Source organism: Actinomadura mexicana (assembly GCF_900188105.1).
GTDB classification, from domain to species: domain Bacteria; phylum Actinomycetota; class Actinomycetes; order Streptosporangiales; family Streptosporangiaceae; genus Spirillospora; species Spirillospora mexicana.
Window position 1 is genome coordinate 967,110 of record NZ_FZNP01000001.1, and the last position, 14,491, is coordinate 981,600.

General features: G+C 72.2%; 13 protein-coding genes. 4 read left to right on the plus strand and 9 right to left on the minus strand.

The features are described 5' to 3' along the window. From CHC11_RS04320 to CHC11_RS04340, 5 genes are read right to left on the minus strand one after another with little or no spacing between them, the layout of a single operon-like run. Complete coding sequence (locus CHC11_RS04320; protein WP_089310203.1) at positions 1-1,569, minus strand: acyl-CoA synthetase; 1,569 nt, start codon at positions 1,567-1,569, stop codon at positions 1-3. A gap of 18 nt (positions 1,570-1,587) precedes the next feature. Further along, positions 1,588-2,745, minus strand: coding sequence for a thiolase domain-containing protein (locus CHC11_RS04325; RefSeq protein ID WP_089310204.1), 1,158 nt, complete (start codon positions 2,743-2,745; stop codon positions 1,588-1,590). Then, entirely contained in the window at positions 2,738-3,778 is a 1,041-nt protein-coding gene (locus CHC11_RS04330) for a thiolase domain-containing protein (RefSeq protein ID WP_089310205.1), read from the minus strand. The genes CHC11_RS04325 and CHC11_RS04330 overlap by 8 nt, the downstream gene beginning before the upstream one ends. After that, the gene (locus tag CHC11_RS04335) at positions 3,778-4,737 is read right to left on the minus strand and encodes a Zn-ribbon domain-containing OB-fold protein (protein ID WP_089310206.1); all 960 of its coding nucleotides are present in this window, start codon (positions 4,735-4,737) and stop codon (positions 3,778-3,780) included. Before CHC11_RS04335 ends, CHC11_RS04330 begins: the two co-directional genes overlap by 1 nt. After that, a complete protein-coding gene (locus CHC11_RS04340; RefSeq protein WP_089310207.1) occupies positions 4,727-6,286 on the minus strand; it encodes an acyl-CoA synthetase in 1,560 nt (519 codons plus the stop codon). Before CHC11_RS04340 ends, CHC11_RS04335 begins: the two co-directional genes overlap by 11 nt. A gap of 170 nt (positions 6,287-6,456) precedes the next feature. Here CHC11_RS04340 and CHC11_RS04345 point away from each other — a divergent pair, with 170 nt between their 5' ends. Next, positions 6,457-7,269, plus strand: a complete 813-nt coding sequence (locus CHC11_RS04345; protein WP_089310208.1) for a crotonase/enoyl-CoA hydratase family protein — start codon at positions 6,457-6,459, stop codon at positions 7,267-7,269. A gap of 140 nt (positions 7,270-7,409) precedes the next feature. Next, the gene (locus CHC11_RS04350; RefSeq protein WP_089310209.1) at positions 7,410-7,808 is read left to right on the plus strand and encodes a hypothetical protein; all 399 of its coding nucleotides are present in this window, start codon (positions 7,410-7,412) and stop codon (positions 7,806-7,808) included. A gap of 122 nt (positions 7,809-7,930) precedes the next feature. On the opposite strand, the gene CHC11_RS04355 is transcribed toward CHC11_RS04350, so the two are convergent. The 4 genes from CHC11_RS04355 to pgfA form a co-directional block, all read right to left on the minus strand. Then, positions 7,931-9,046, minus strand: a complete 1,116-nt coding sequence (locus CHC11_RS04355; RefSeq protein WP_089310210.1) for a hypothetical protein — start codon at positions 9,044-9,046, stop codon at positions 7,931-7,933. Positions 9,047-9,223: 177 nt separating this feature from the next. Next, positions 9,224-10,333 carry an NAD(P)H-dependent flavin oxidoreductase gene (locus CHC11_RS04360; protein ID WP_089310211.1) on the minus strand — a complete coding sequence of 370 codons (1,110 nt, stop codon included), beginning with the start codon at positions 10,331-10,333 and terminating at the stop codon, positions 9,224-9,226. A gap of 55 nt (positions 10,334-10,388) precedes the next feature. After that, positions 10,389-10,796 (minus strand): pentapeptide repeat-containing protein, encoded by a 408-nt coding sequence (locus CHC11_RS43755; protein WP_089310328.1) that lies wholly within the window; start codon positions 10,794-10,796, stop codon positions 10,389-10,391. After that, positions 10,688-11,914 (minus strand): cell envelope lipid trafficking protein PgfA, encoded by a 1,227-nt coding sequence (gene pgfA, locus CHC11_RS04370; RefSeq protein WP_245918701.1) that lies wholly within the window; start codon positions 11,912-11,914, stop codon positions 10,688-10,690. Before pgfA ends, CHC11_RS43755 begins: the two co-directional genes overlap by 109 nt. Positions 11,915-12,023: 109 nt before the next feature. Here pgfA and CHC11_RS04375 point away from each other — a divergent pair, with 109 nt between their 5' ends. Together CHC11_RS04375 and CHC11_RS04380 are read left to right on the plus strand one after the other, a co-directional pair. Continuing rightward, positions 12,024-12,815: a class I SAM-dependent methyltransferase gene (locus CHC11_RS04375; protein ID WP_089310329.1), complete on the plus strand. Its 792-nt coding sequence runs from the start codon at positions 12,024-12,026 to the stop codon at positions 12,813-12,815. After that, on the plus strand, positions 12,812-14,056 hold the full coding sequence (locus tag CHC11_RS04380; RefSeq protein WP_089310213.1) for an acyltransferase family protein: 1,245 nt from the start codon (positions 12,812-12,814) through the stop codon (positions 14,054-14,056). Before CHC11_RS04375 ends, CHC11_RS04380 begins: the two co-directional genes overlap by 4 nt. Positions 14,057-14,491 lie beyond the last annotated feature (435 nt).

A 14,491-nucleotide genomic window follows, 5' to 3' on the forward strand; every position in this document is an offset into this window, starting at 1 on the left:
CTATCCGGCCTCCTCCGCCACCTGCTTCGCCCAGCGGTAGTCCGCCTTGCCGGCCGGGGAGCGCTTCATCTCCGCGACGAACGCGTAGACGCGCGGCACCTTGTAGCCCGACAGCTGCTTGCGGCAGTGCTCGTTCAGCTCCTCGAAGGACGGCTGGGCGCCGGAGGGCTGGACCACCGCCGCGACGCGGTTGCCCCAGCGTTCGTCCGGAACGCCCGTGACCACCGCGTCGTAGACGGACGGATGCCCCTTGAGGACGGCCTCGACCTCTTCCGGGAACACCTTCTCGCCGCCGGTGTTGATGGTCTGCGAGCCGCGGCCGTACACGGCGATCGAACCGTCCTCCTCCACGGTCGCGATGTCGCCGGTGAGCAGCCAGCGCCTGCCGTCCACCAGGGGGAACGTCCTGGCGGTCTTCTCCGGGTCGTTGTAGTAGCCCTGCGCGATGTGGCCGGTGCGGGCGACCTGGCCGATCACGCCGGATCCCGGTTCGACGGGCTTGAACGCGTCGTCCAGGACGGTGACGTTCTCCACGTCCGGCGCGAACCGCAGGCCCTTCTCCGGGGTGGAGCCGGCGACCGCCTCGGCCGTCGAGCCCGACTCGGTCGAGCCGAAGCGGTCGAGGATCATCGTGTTCGGCAGCAGCCGCTGGATGCGCTCGCGGACCGTGCCGGTGAAGATGGCGCCGGTCGAGACGTAGGCCAGCAGGGACGAGGTGTCGTAGTCCCCGCGCGCCAGCTCCTCGGCCATCGGGATCGCCATGGCGTCCCCGGTGATCGTCAGCGAGTTGACCTTCTCCCGCTCGATCGTCCGCCACACGTCGGCCGCGTCGAACCTGCGCGTGTAGACGAGCGTCGCACCCATGAACCAGGCGATCCAGGTGGCCATCTGCGCGGCGCCGTGCATCAGGGGCGCGACCGGCATCATGGTCATCGGGCCGCCGCCGCGGGCGTTCTCGACGATGTCCTCCGGCTTGGCCGGACGGGGGTACGTGGGGTTCCAGAACGCGAGCAGCATCTGCTCGGTCGACCACATGACGCCCTTCGGCATCCCGGTCGTCCCGCCGGTGTAGATGATGTAGATGTCGTCCTTGGAGCGCGCGGGGAAGTCACGTGCGCCGGAGGCGCCCCTCAGCGCCTCGTCGTAGGCGACCGCGCCCGGGATGGACGGCTCGCCGCCCACCGCGACGAGGTGCCGCAGCTCGGGCGCCTCCGGGACGGTCGCCGCCACCCGGTCCTCGAACTCCACGTCGTACAGCAGCGCGACGCTGTCGGAGTCCCGGTACACGTAGAGCAGTTCGCTCTCCACGTACCGGTAGTTGACGTTGATGGGCACGGCCCGGATCTTCAGCGCCGCCAGCAGCGCGGCGGCGTACTCGACGCCGTTGTAGAGCTGGACGGCGACGTGCTGGCCGGGCTCGACGCCCGCGTCCGCCAGATGGTGCGCGAGGCGGTTGGCGTGCTCGTCCAGCTCGGCGTAGGTGAGCCGCCGGTCGCCGCACACCAGCGCGAGACGGTCCCCGATCGCGTCCGCGACGCCCTCGAACAGGTCAGCGTGGTTGAACTCCATCGGACGGGCCTCCGGGAATCAGGGTTTGTCGCTGCCGACGATCCACATGGCGAAGAACTGGGCTCCGCCTCCGTAGGCGTGGCCGAGCGCGCGGCGCGCGCCGTCCACCTGGTGCTCGCCCGCCTGGCCGCGCACCTGCAGCGCCGCCTCGGCGAACCGGATCATCCCCGACGCCCCGATCGGGTTGGACGACAGCACGCCGCCGGACGGGTTCCACGGGATGTCTCCGTCCAGGGCCGTCGCGCCCGCCTCGGTGAGCTTCCAGCCCTCGCTCTCGCCGCAGAACCCGAGGTTCTCCAGCCACATCGGCTCGTACCAGGAGAACGGGACGTAGACCTCGGCGCAGTCCAGCTCGCGGCGCGGGTCGGAGATCCCGGCCTGCCGGTAGACGTCCGCCGCCGCGTCCTTGCCGCCCTGCGGGCTCACGGTGTCGCGTCCGGCGAACTGCATCGGCTCCGAGCGCATCGCCGTGCCGTGCACCCACGCGGGCGGGGCCGGGGCCTTCTTCGCCGCGTCCTCCGAGGCCAGCACCATCGCGCACGCGCCGTCCGACGACGGGCACGTCTCCAGGTAGCGGATCGGCTCCCAGAGCATCGGCGTCGACTCGACCATCTCGCGGGAGATGCCGGGGATCTTCAGGTGCGCGTACTGGTTCTTCAGGGCGTTCTGCCGGTCCTTGACCGCGACGAGCGTCCCGACGTGGTCGGGGGCGCCCGAGCGGCGCATGTAGGCCCGGATGTGCGGCGCGAAGTAGCCGCCCGCGCCCACGACCAGCGATGTCGTGAACGGCGAGTTGACCGTCAGCGCCCACGTCGCGTTCGACTCCGACTGCTTCTCCCACGCGATCGTCAGGACGCGGTCGTGGACGCCGCCCTGGATCAGGCCCGCCGCGACGATCGCCGTGGAGCCCCCCACCGACCCGGCGGTGTGCACCCGCATGACCGGCTTGCCGGCGGCGCCGAGCGCCTCGGCGAGGAACGTCTCCGGCATCATCACGCCCTCGAACAGGTCGGGGGCCTTACCGACGACGACCGCGTCGATGTCCTTCCAGGTCAGCTGCGCGTCCTCCAGCGCCCGGCGGGCCGCCTCGCGCAGCAGCCCGGCCATCGAGACGTCCAGCCGCTTGGTCCTGTACGCCGTCTGCCCGACGCCGATGATCGCGCAACGGTTAGCCATGGTTCTCTCCCGACAGGACGCAGACGAGGTTCTGCTGGAGGCAGGGGCCCGACGAGGCGTGCCCCAGCGTGCGGGACGCCGACCCGTCGTGGATGCGGGACGCGGCCTCGCCGATCCGGATGAGGCCGGCGGCCATCATCGGGTTCGCCGACAGCGGCCCGCCGGAGGGGTTGACCGCCGCGTCCTCGCCCAGGCCGAGCGCCTCCCGCAGGATCAGCTCCTCGTGCGTGTACTGCGCGTGCAGTTCGGCGACCTCGATCCCGGTCGCGCCGGCCTTCTCGCCCGCGAGGCGGGCCGAGCGCGAGCGGCTCAGGTCGCGCACGCCCGGCGCGTGTGGCTCGGTGCGGTGGTCGATCCCGGTGATCCACGCGGGACGCTCGCAGAGCTCGCGGGCCCGGTCCCCCGCCGCGAGGACGATCGCCGCGGCGCCGTCGGTGATGGGCGCGACGTCGTAGGGGTGCAGCGGCGCGACGTCGTAGTCGTCGCCCTCGGGCTCGGGCAGGTGCAGCGCGAACGGGTTGCCGTGCCCGGCCTCGCGGGACCGCGCGGCCACGGCGCGCAGGTCGTCCTCCTTGGCGCCCGACCGCTCCATGTAGGCGCGGGCCTGGAGCGCGGCCAGGGACACCGCGTCGATGCCGAGCGGCGCCAGGTGGTAGGGGTCGAGCTGCTGGGTGAGGACGGTGCGCAGGTCGCCCTGCGACGACTTGCCGAACCCGTACACGAGCGCGGTGTCGATGTCGCCGTGCTGGAGCTTCACCCACGCCTCGTACAGCGCCCAGGCGGCGTCCATCTCGACGTGGCTCTCGGAGATCGGCGGCCACGCGCCGATGGCGTCCAGCGCCGACACGAACGCGAACGGGGCGCCGGCGAGGTAGTCGCAGGATCCGGAGCAGGTGAAGCCGAACTGCTTCTGGCCCGTCCGCTCCTTGATCTCGGTGATGACGGGGGCAAGGAGCTCGATCTCGGCCATCCCCCGGTCCTCACCGCTGTGCTCGGTCTGCGCGAACGCGACCACGGCCACGGGACGAGGCATCACATGAAGTCCTTGATCTCTTCGAAGGGGACGTCGGGCTCGTCGACGGGCTCGAACCACTTGATGTTGCCCATCGTCCGCGCCCACTCCTCGCGGGGCCGCCACGCCGCCTTCACCCGCATGCCCATCCGGACCTGGTCGGCCGGGATGCCCGCCACGAGCGTCAGCATCGTCAGGCCCGCGCCGTCCAGCAGGACGTAGGCGGACACGAACGGCACCTCGGGCGCGCGCGGGTCGGGGATGTTGTTGACCGCGAAGGTGGTGACGGTGCCGGTGTCGGGCAGCTCCACCTCCTCCGTCGTGGGGACGCCGTCGCGCGGGCACAGCCCCTTCATCGGGACGATGACCGAGTCGCACACGTGGCATCGGTGGCCGAGGATGCGGCCCTCGGAGATGCCCTCCAGGAAGCGCTGCAGGGCCTGCCCGCCCGTCAGCCGGTACTCCAGCCGCGTCGGCGCGTTGATCATGGTGACCTCGGGCTGGAAGCACTCGATGTCGCCGATCCCGCCGGTGCGCTCGGCCCGCCACCGGGGGCGGACGCGCATGCCGGTCCTGAGGGACTTCGGCGGCTTGGCGCCCTCCTCGAAGACGCCGAGGTCGAGGGCGTGCAGGAGCGCTGTGTCGGCGCCGTCCGGACGGACCAGCGCCCAGGCGAACGGGCGGTCGAGCGGGTGCTCCTTCGCCGGGTGCGCCACCCACGACCAGGTGGTGACCGTCCCGACCGGGCCGACCTCGACGAACTCCTCCGTCACGTCCTCGCCGGTCTCCGGGTCGTACTCCGACGGCGGGACGAGGACCCTGCCGTCCGCCGTCCGGATGCCGACCAGCCGGCCGTCGCGCAGCTCGCTGAGGAAGCGGCCGATCACCGGGCCGACCGAGCGCGTGTAGCCGCCGGGGAACTCCAGGACGTGGTTCGGCTCGGGCTGCCCGGTGTCTGCGGGCGCCGTGTCAGATGGCACTGTCGCGGTCCTTCCAGTACGGGTCCCTGAGCTTGCGCTTGAGGAGCTTGCCGTTGGGCTCGCGCGGCATCGCCTCGATGAAGTCGACCGACCTCGGCCACTTCATCCTGGCCAGCCGTCCCTCCAGCGACGCGAGGATCTCCGTCGCGAGCGCCGGGCCGGGCTCGACGCCCTCGGCGGGCTCCACGACGGCCTTGATCTGCTCGCCCCACTCCTCGTCCGGGATGCCGAACACGGCCACGTCCCCGACCTTGGGATGCAGGATGATCTCGTTCTCGATCTCGGCCGGGTAGATGTTCGCGCCGCCCGAAATGATCATGTCGGCCTTGCGGTCGGACAGGAACAGGAACCCGTCCTCGGTCAGGTACCCGATGTCCCCGACGGTGAAGAAGTCCTTCAGCCGGTTCTTCTCCGTCTTCTCCTTGTCGCCCTTGTACTCGAACTCGACGCCGGCCATCTTCATGTAGATCGTGCCGTGCGTCCCGGCCGGGACGGGCTCGCCGTCGTCGTCCACGATCAGCAGCTCGCTGATCGGCCACGCGTTGCCGACCGTGCCGGGGTGGGCGCGCCAGTCGGCCGGGCTGGCGATCGTCCCGCCGCCCTCCGTCGCCGCGTAGTACTCCCAGATGCAGTCGCCCCACCAGTCGAGCATCTGCTGCTTGAGCGGCACCGGGCACGGCGCCGCCGCGTGGATCGCCCACTTCATGCTCGACACGTCGTACCGCGACCGGACGTCCTCCGGCAGCGACAGCAGCCGCTTGAAGTGCGTCGGCACCATGTGGGTGTTGCTGACGCGGTGCTCCTGGATCAGGCGCAGGGTCTCCTCGGCGTCCCACCTGTCCATGTAGACGAGCGTGTGGCCCATCTGCAGGGCCGTCCCGCCGAACTGGGTGACGGCCGTGTGGTAGTTCGGGGAGGTGATGAGATGCGCCTGCTGCTCGCCCCCGGCGGGGCGGCCCGGGGGGATGCCGAACATGCCGAGCAGGAACGTCATCAGCTCGGCGCTGTCGTCGGGGTCGAGCCCGGCCAGCGCCCGCTTGACGCCCTTCGGCCGGCCCGTCGTCCCCGACGTGTAGTGCATCGTGGCGCCGTTGGTGCGGTCGTCCGGCAGCGTGTCGGGCTGACCGTCGACCAGCTCCGCGACCGGCCGGAAGCCCTCGACCTCCCCGAACGCGAACCGCCGGTGGGCCTCGATCTCCTCGCCAGCACGCGTGCCCTCGGCGGCGTACCGCTCGTGCACGAAGAACGCCTTGGCCTCGCTGTCGGCGACGATGTAGCCGATCTCCGGGCCGGTCAGATGCCAGTTGATCGGCGTGTAGTACCAGCCCGCCTGGAGCGCCGCCAGGTAGAGGACGACCCCGTCCGCGCCGTTCGGGACGAGGCCGCAGATGCCGTCGCCCTTCTCGAGACCGAGCGCGCGCAAGCCGTGGACGAGCCGGTTCGAGCGTGCGAGGAGGTCGCCCGCGGCATGCGGCGTCCCGTCCGGATCGACGGCGGCGACCCACTCGGGATCGGCCTGCGCCAGCCGCCAAAAGCCCAATGACCCCATCGGATCTCCCTACGTGAGCACACAGCACACAGAGCACAGAGCACCGGCACGCGCTCCGAGCGCCCGGCGTCCAAAGTAGATCACGTTCTCGTTTTGCAGTTCAACCCCTACCGGTAGGGCGACGGCTTAACTAGAATCTGTTCTCGTTTGACATCTGAGCTGGAGGAACCATGACGGAACGGCTGCCGATCAGCACCGAGCACTGCATCGTCGAGCGCGACGGCCACGTCGTCATCGTCACGATGAACCGCCCGGAGGCGCGCAACGCGCTCAGCTCGTCGATGCTGGTGGGCCTCGCCGACGCCTGGACCTACATCTCCGACACCCCCGAGGTCCGCGTCGCCATCCTCACCGGGGCCGAAGGCACGTTCTGCGCCGGCGCCGACCTGAAGGCGATGGGGCAGCAGCCGTCCGACCCCCGCGTCCAGGAGCGGATGGCGCAGATTCCCAACTTCCACTGGAAGGGCCTGCTGCGCGAGGGCCAGCCGACCAAGCCGCTGATCTGCGCCATCGAGGGCTACGCGGTGGCCGGCGGTACCGAGCTGCTCGTCGGCACCGACCTGCGCGTGGTCGCCGAGGGCGCCACCCTCGGCCTGTTCGAGGCCAAGCGCGGGCTGTTCCCCATGGGCGGCTCCGCGATCCGCCTGCCCCGCCAGATCGGCTACGCCAACGCGATGGACATCCTGCTGACCGCCCGCTCGGTCACCCCGCGGGAGGCCCTCGCCATGGGCCTGATCAACAAGATCGTCCCGGACGGGCAGGCGCTCGCCGCCGCCCGCGAGCTGGCCGACCAGATCGCCGCCTGCGGCCCCCTGGCCGTCCAGGGCATCCTGCGCACCTACCGCGAGACCCAGCACCTGTCCGAGGAGGACGCCCTCAAGATCTCCGACGAGATCGGCTGGCCGGTCATCGGCTCCGAGGACGCCAAGGAGGGCTCGCGCGCCTTCAAGGAGAAGCGCCCGCCCGTCTACCACGGCAGGTGACCCGTCCCCCGGGCGCCGGACGCCGTCCGGCAACTGGAACCAATGACCCGATAATGGTCTGTCCGTAAATAGGGCCCGGGTTTGCGGGGGGCCCTGCGTGGCATCGCTGGGGGCGAAGGCGAGCACGGAAGGACCTTGCCATGGCCCTGCATCTGGGACGCAAGCACGAGACGCCGGAGGAGACGTCCCCCCGTCCGCCCCGGCGGACGCTCTGGCGGCGGACGGACGGCACCGCCGTCCAGCGCAAGCCGCCGCGGTGGCGGCGCAGCAGGCCGAACCCGGTCAGCGCGATGATCATGGCGGCGGGCTGGGCGGCGGTCGCGATCCTCGCCCTCGGAATGCTGCTGACGTGGGGCGGCGCGAACCCCGGGAACACCCTGGTGGACGCCACGCTCGACGCGGGACGCTGGCTCGCGGCGCCGTTCCACGACATCTTCACGCGCAGCGACCCCGACGAGCAGCTCTACATCAACTGGGCCCTCGCCGGCGCCGTCTACTACGTCCTGGCCCGCGCGCTGTCCTGGATGACCCGCTTCTAAGCCCGTTTCCGACCTGCCCGCAGGCCGGAGGCCCTGGCCGAACCGCCGCCCGGACGCGAACGGACCGGCGCCCGCCCCGAAATCAGTCCCTCGGGGCGGGCGCCGGTCCGGTTCGATCGACGTCAGCCGCTGCGCCAGTGCGCCAGGTCGGCCCACCGGGTCGCGTCGGTGCTCGTCCAACCGACCGCCCACATGGTCGTGCCGCCCGGACGGAGGGCCAGCTCCGAGGGGACGACCTTCGTCCCGGCGGGCTGGGTCAGGCTCTCGTCGGACCAGACGCCCGCCGCGGTGCGGTGGCGCATGGTGCCGCCGGCGGAGACCCAGATACCGCCGGCGCCGTCCGAGGCGACCTTCGTCATGTAGGTGCCGGGGGCGCCGAGGACGCTGGTCCACTCGGTGCCGTTCCAGTGCGCCAGCATCGACCGCCCGGCCGTCTTGCCCGCCCCGTCCGAGACCTGCGCCGTGCCGACCGCCCAGACGTCGTTCTCAGAGGCGGCGTACACGTCACTCAGGGCGGACGCGATCTCACCCCGGACGACCCCGTCGACCTGGGGGAACGGGACGGTGGTCCACGAGGTGCCGTTCCAGTGGGCCGTGGCGGGCTGCCCCTCGCCCGCCCAGCCGACCGCCCACGCGCTGGTGGGCGAGACGGCGGTGATCGCGCGGGGCTTGATCCCGATCGGGGTGTCGGCCCAGGACGCGCCGTCCCAGTGCTTGGCCGCCGAGACGCTGACCACCCATGCGTCGCCGGGGCCCGTGGTGGCGACGTCGCGGGGCTGGAAGGCCAGCGGCACCTTGAACGTCTTCCAGGCCGTGCCGTTCCAGTGCAGCACGGCGTGGGAATCGCCCGAGGTGTTGAGCTGGGCGCCCAGCCACAGGTTCGACGCCGACGTGGCCGCGGCGGCGCTGAAGCGGTACGGCGCGGCGGCCGCCGGCAGCGTCACGTCGCTCCAGGTGCCGCCGGTCAGGCGCTGGAGGATCGGCGTGCGGACGGTGCCCGCCTGCCGGCCTCCGGCGGCCCACATGGTGCCGTCGGGTGCCGCCGCCAGACCGCTGAGGCTGGTGCCGGTGTCGGCCTTGGGGCTGCTCTGGACGATGGGCCACGTCGTCCCCTCGCCGGCCGCGACGGACGCCGCCCGGTGCTCGCCGGGGCGCGCCGCGGTGATCCCTGCGGCGGCGACCGCGCCCAGGGCGAGGGTGGTCCCCGCGAACAGGGCAAGCCTTCTACTTCTCTTCACCCGATACCCGTCCAGTCGAAATGATCTTGGTAGCGGCACACCGTAACAGTCGGCCGCCGCCGGTATCCGGGCTTTGATGATCTTCGCGCGGCCCGCTCCGCGGGGACCCGCGGCCGAGAACGCGCGCGGCCCCGGCCGGGGCTGGGAGGAACAGCACCGGCCGGGGCCTTCGGGCGGTCAGCCCTCGGTGATGGCGTTGAGCCGCTCGATCGCCTCGACGTACTCCTCGATCAGGTCGTAGACGACCTGGGCGGCGGGCTTCACCTGGTTCATCGATCCGACGATCTGGCCCACCGGGAAGGTGACCAGCTCGCCGTCGCCGGACCGCTGGATCCGGGGCAGGGCGTCGGCGATCAGCATGAACTGCATGGGCATCGGGAGGTAGCCCGGCGAGTTCTCGCTCTCCCACGCCTCGGTCCACGCGGTCTTGAGGAAGCGCGCGGGCTTGCCCGTCCAGGCCCGGGACCGGACGGTGTCGCGGGACGTGGCGTTGAGCAGCTTCGGCAGGGCGCGCTCGGGGGTGTCGGCCTCGTCGACCGTCAGCCAGATCGAGCCCGTCCAGACGCCGTCCGCGCCGAGCGCCATGCCGGCGGCCATCTGGCGGCCCCGGCCGATGCCGCCCGCCGCGAGCACGATGGTGTCCTCCCCGACGGCGTCCACGACCTCGGGGATGAGGACCATCGTGGCGACGTCGCCGGTGTGCCCGCCGGCCTCGGTGCCCTGCGCGACGATGATGTCCACGCCGACCTCGACCTGCTTGCGGGCGTGCCGGGCGTTGGAGGCCAGCCCGGCGACCTTCACGCCGTGCTCGTGCGCCTGCTCGACCACGTCCGCCGGGGGCGGGCCGAGCGCGTTGGCCAGCAGCGCGATCGGGTGCTTGAGCGCCACCTCGACCTGGGGCCGGGCGGTCACGTCCGTCCAGCCGAGCAGCGCCTTGCCGGCCTGCTCGCCGCGCGGCTCCACGCCGTGCTCGGCCAGCAGGTTCTCCAGGAAGTCCCGGTGCTGCGCCGGGATCATGCCCTGCAGCTTGCCGAGCAGTTCCTCGGCGTCGCCGACGTCGGCGCCCTCGTACTTGGCGGGCATCACGACGTCCACGCCGTAGGGCTTGCCCCCGACGTGCTCGTCGATCCACTTCAGCTCGAGTTCGAGCTCCTCGGGGGTGAAGTGCAGGGCGCCGAGGACGCCCATGCCGCCGGCGCGGCTCACCGCCGCGACCACGTCGCGGCAGTGACTGAACGCGAAGATCGGGTACTCGATGCCGAATAGTTCGGTGACTCGTGTCCGCACAGCCTCGACCCTAGGCGCGGGCCCGAAAAACTGCAACAGGTTCTAGTTAGGAATCTCATCCCGGACGCGCCAAGGACCTCCATCTAGAACACGTATCAGCGAAGCCATGGCGTAGGTGTGCACGGCGTAGGTGTGCACGGCGTAGGTGTGCACGGCGTAGGTGTGCACGGCGTAGGTGTGCACGGCGTAGGTGTGCACGGGCGGAGCAGGCGAAGCTGGACGCGCACGGCGTTGGAAGCGCAGGGCGTGGGATGCGGGCCGTGCCGGAGGCGCCCGGCGTTATCGGCGCATGGGGGAACAGGTTGAGGCTGGACGTGCGCGGGCGGGATGGGGAGGGCGGCTTGCCGGGGTGGGTCAGCGGCGTTTCGCGGGGCCTGCGGCCTTGCGTTGCTGGCGCTGGCTGCGGGGCGCCGGGCGGCGGGACTGGGACGGCCCGGCGGAAGGTGCGATGGGCGCGGCGGATTCGGTGGGCGGGGTGAACGGCTTTGACGGGCCGGGCGGCCTGGGCGGGCCGGGCGGGGTCATGTCGCCGAACTTGCCGTCGGGGCGGCGCGGGGCCGCCAGAGGCGGGGCCTCGCGGCGGGCCATGCCGAGGTAGCCGCCGACGAGCAGCAGGACAAGGCCGAGGAGGACGCCGGTGGCCGGGATGTAGCTGCGCACCAGGTCGATCTGCAGGGCGGTGCCGTTCGCCATGTCGACCAGGCCCCTCTGGTCCTTGTCGACGGTGATGAGGTCGGCCTGCGCGACGATCATCGAGCCCCTGCCGTCGGACGTGCGGACGGTGCTGCGGATGTTCTCGCGGTGCTTGACCGGGATGCCCGTGCGCGGGTCGACCCAGACGGTGTTGTAGGCCTCGGTGTACCGGTCGACCTTCTGGCTGCCCGCGTCCTCCGGCAGGCCGAGCATCTTCGCGGGCAGCTTGGCGTCCAGCGCGGCCGTCTTGGTCAGCGGGATCGTCTGGGTGAAGCGGTACGTCGACAGCCCGTGGACCTTCTCGACGGCGTTGAACTGCATCGGCGCCGTCTGCCTGGTCGTCATGTCATAGAAGGGGTAGTCCTTCTTCTGGACGTTCGCGAGGGGGAACAGCAGCCCGTATCCGGACATCCGGACGCCGTTGTCACCGTCGACGTTGGCGCCGCAGCAGTTGGTCAGGACGCCCGTCCGGCGGTCGAAGGCGATGCGGAAGCCCTGAATCTGGACGGGCTTGTCCGGCTTCTTCTGGTCGTAGATGTTGGTGGTGGAGTCCCAGACGGCGATGTCGTCGTTGCCCTCGTTGGCGCGGACGTCCCCGCGGACCGTGTTCTTGGCCAGCAGGGTGACGCCGGTCTTGAGCTTGAGGTCGGCCTCATCGAAGTACGTGGAGCCCTTCGACTCCAGGCTCGTCACCTGGTAGCGGTTCAGGGGCGCGACGATCACCTGGTCGGCCACGTAGAAACGGACGAGCGGCGCGAGGGTGAGGAAGAACGCGCCAAGGCCGATCAGGACCAGGCCGACCGGTCGCCGCATGAACACCTCCGGGGCTGCCGTCGCTCGCACGGCGGGCGGGGGCCTCGCCGAGCCGTCGGGCCCCACCTCCAGCATGTCCGGGTCACCCTACCGGACCGCTGTACTGGTCGGTAAGCTCCCCGTTACCTTGAGGGCGCCCGATCGGCGGGACGACCGGCGGGACGACACGGACGGCGAGGTGGCGATGGCGGCGGCGCCCCCCAGGCGGGACGGAGCCCGTCCCGAGCACGGGCACCGGGCCACGCTGGCGCGGTCGGTCCGGCTGCTGAGCGCGTTCCGGCGCGAGCAGAGCGAACCGGAGTACTTCTACGACCTGATGGCGCGCGACACCGTCGCCCAGCTCGGCCGGTACGCCGACCTCGCGGGGGCGACCGTCGTCGACGTGGGGACGGGCTCCGGGTTCTTCACCCGCGCCCTGACCGCGGCGGGAGCGCGCTGCACGGGCATCGACCACGACCTCTCCGAACTGACCGCGCACGGCGTCGACGTGCCCAACACGCTCGTCGGGAGCGCGCTGGCCCTCCCGTTCCGGACGGGATCGGTCGACGTGTGCTTCTCGTCGAACGTTCTGGAGCACGTCCCCGAGCCCTGGCGCATGGCCGACGAGATGGTCCGGGTGACCAGGCCCGGCGGGACGGTCTTCCTGTCGTTCACCAACTGGCTGTCCCCGTGGGGCGGCCACGAGACGTCCCCCTGGCACTATCTCGGCGGCGACCGGGCCGCGCGGCGGTACGAGCGCCGGAACGGGTTCCCGCCGAAGAACCGGTTCGGGCTGGGCCTGCATCCGGTGTCGGTGTCGTCGGCGCTCAGATGGGCCCGCGGGAACGACCGGGTGACCGTCCTGAACGCGCTGCCCCGCTACCACCCGCGCTGGGCGGAGGCCGTCGTGCGCGTCCCCGGACTGCGCGAGGTCGCCACCTGGAACCTCGTCCTGGTGCTCAGGAAGCACGGCGCGCCCGGCAGGCACGGCCCGTGAGGTCCGCCGCGCAGGCGGCCCGGCCCGCGGCGCCGCCCGTTTCGGGACACCAGGACACCCTGGACGGCCTCCGGGCCGTGGCGGCGCTCGTCGTCCTGGTCTTCCACGTCGCGAGCGCGGCCGGTTCGATCACCAACCCGAACGGCGCGCGGTGGCTGTTCAACGGCGGCCAGGTCGGCGTGCCCGTCTTCTTCGCGCTCTCGGGACTGCTGCTCTACCGCCCGTGGGCGGCGGCCGTCCTGGACGGGCGGGCCGCCCCGAGGGCGGCCGAGTACCTGCGCAGGCGCGTGTTCCGCATCCTGCCCGCGTACTGGGCCGTGGTCGCGGTGTTCATGGTCACGGCCGGGCGCGACCACATCGGCGACCCGCTGACCTGGGGTTCGCTGCTCACCCTGACGCAGACCTACCTGCCCGACCCGTGGTGGAACGGCGACCTCGGGCCCGCGCAGCTCGGGCAGATGTGGAGCCTCGTCGTCGAGGCCGGCTGGTACGTCCTGCTCCCGTTCACCGCGGCCGCCCTCTCCTGGTACGCGCGCCGGACGCGCAGCCGCGACGTCGGCGTCCGCGCCAGGCGGCTCCTCGTCGGGATCGGCGCGTACGCGGCGCTGTCGCTGCCGTGGACCGTCCTCATGTTCGTCCCGGAGCGGCACACCGGGATGGGGATCTGGCTTCCGCGGTACTTCGCCTGGTTCGCGATCGGGATGGCGCTCGCGGTGGTGACGGTGTGGGCGCGACTGGACGAGCGCCGTCCCGTGGCCGCGGTGTGCCGCGCCGTGTCGGACTCGTGGGCGGCGTGCTGGGTCGCGTCGGCGATGCTGTACGTGGTGGCGGCGACGCCCGCCGCCGGGCCGCTCAGCCTCCAGACGCCGGACGCCTTCTGGACGTCCCTGCTGCACGTGGTCGTGTTCGGGCTGTGCGCGGCGGCGCTCGTGGCGCCGGTGGCGCTGGCCCCGGCGGACCACCCGGCGCTCGGCGCGATCCTGGGGAATCCGGTGATGCGGTTCCTCGGCCGGATCTCCTACGGCGTGTTCCTGTGGCAGCTCCTGATCATCATCGCCTGGTACGACGCGACCGGCCGCGGTTTCCGGGGGAACGTCGTGACGGATCTGCCGCTGATGGCCGCGGCGACCATCGCAGCGGGGGCCCTGACCCACTACCTGGTGGAGTGGCCGGTCCGGCGGCTGACCCGGCGCCGGGCCCCGGCCCGTCCGGCGGGCCCTGCCCGGGCGCCGTCCAGCTGAGCGAGATCCGGCCGCCGGAGCCGCCACCGGGCGGCTTGGGCCGCCACAGCTCGACCGCGAGCCGCCCGACGATCACGAGCCCGAGCAGCTGCGGGGCGATGTCGCCGAGCGGGCCGGAGGGGGCGGCCGGATTGTCGAGCAGGTCGAGCCGGACGCCGGCGGCGAGGCAGCCGGCCCCGGCGAGCATGGCGAGCGCGACCGGCCACGGCGAGGCGAGGGCGCGGGGCACGGCGGAGCGGCGGGTGCGGGCCCAGCCGCAGACGGCCGCGACGGCGACCGTGACGGCGAGGCCGGGCACTGCGGCGATCCAGCCGCCGAGCGCGGCGGCCAGGCCGATCGCCGCCCACGCGGGCCAGCCCGTCCCGGCGACGAGGGCGCGGGGCTCCGGGCGGCGCCGGCCGCGGCGCCTGCCCGGCCGGACGGCGACCAGCAGCA

Coding starts and splice junctions, on each gene's coding strand:
- CHC11_RS04320 (WP_089310203.1), bottom strand. CDS start 1,569: ATGGAGTTCAACCACGCTGACCTGTTCGAGGGCGTCGCGGACGCGATC.
- CHC11_RS04330 (WP_089310205.1), bottom strand. CDS start 3,778: ATGCCTCGTCCCGTGGCCGTGGTCGCGTTCGCGCAGACCGAGCACAGC.
- CHC11_RS04325 (WP_089310204.1), bottom strand. CDS start 2,745: ATGGCTAACCGTTGCGCGATCATCGGCGTCGGGCAGACGGCGTACAGG.
- CHC11_RS04375 (WP_089310329.1), top strand. CDS start 12,024: ATGGCGGCGGCGCCCCCCAGGCGGGACGGAGCCCGTCCCGAGCACGGG.
- CHC11_RS04345 (WP_089310208.1), top strand. CDS start 6,457: ATGACGGAACGGCTGCCGATCAGCACCGAGCACTGCATCGTCGAGCGC.
- CHC11_RS04350 (WP_089310209.1), top strand. CDS start 7,410: ATGGCCCTGCATCTGGGACGCAAGCACGAGACGCCGGAGGAGACGTCC.
- pgfA (WP_245918701.1), bottom strand. CDS start 11,914: ATGCTGGAGGTGGGGCCCGACGGCTCGGCGAGGCCCCCGCCCGCCGTG.
- CHC11_RS04340 (WP_089310207.1), bottom strand. CDS start 6,286: ATGGGGTCATTGGGCTTTTGGCGGCTGGCGCAGGCCGATCCCGAGTGG.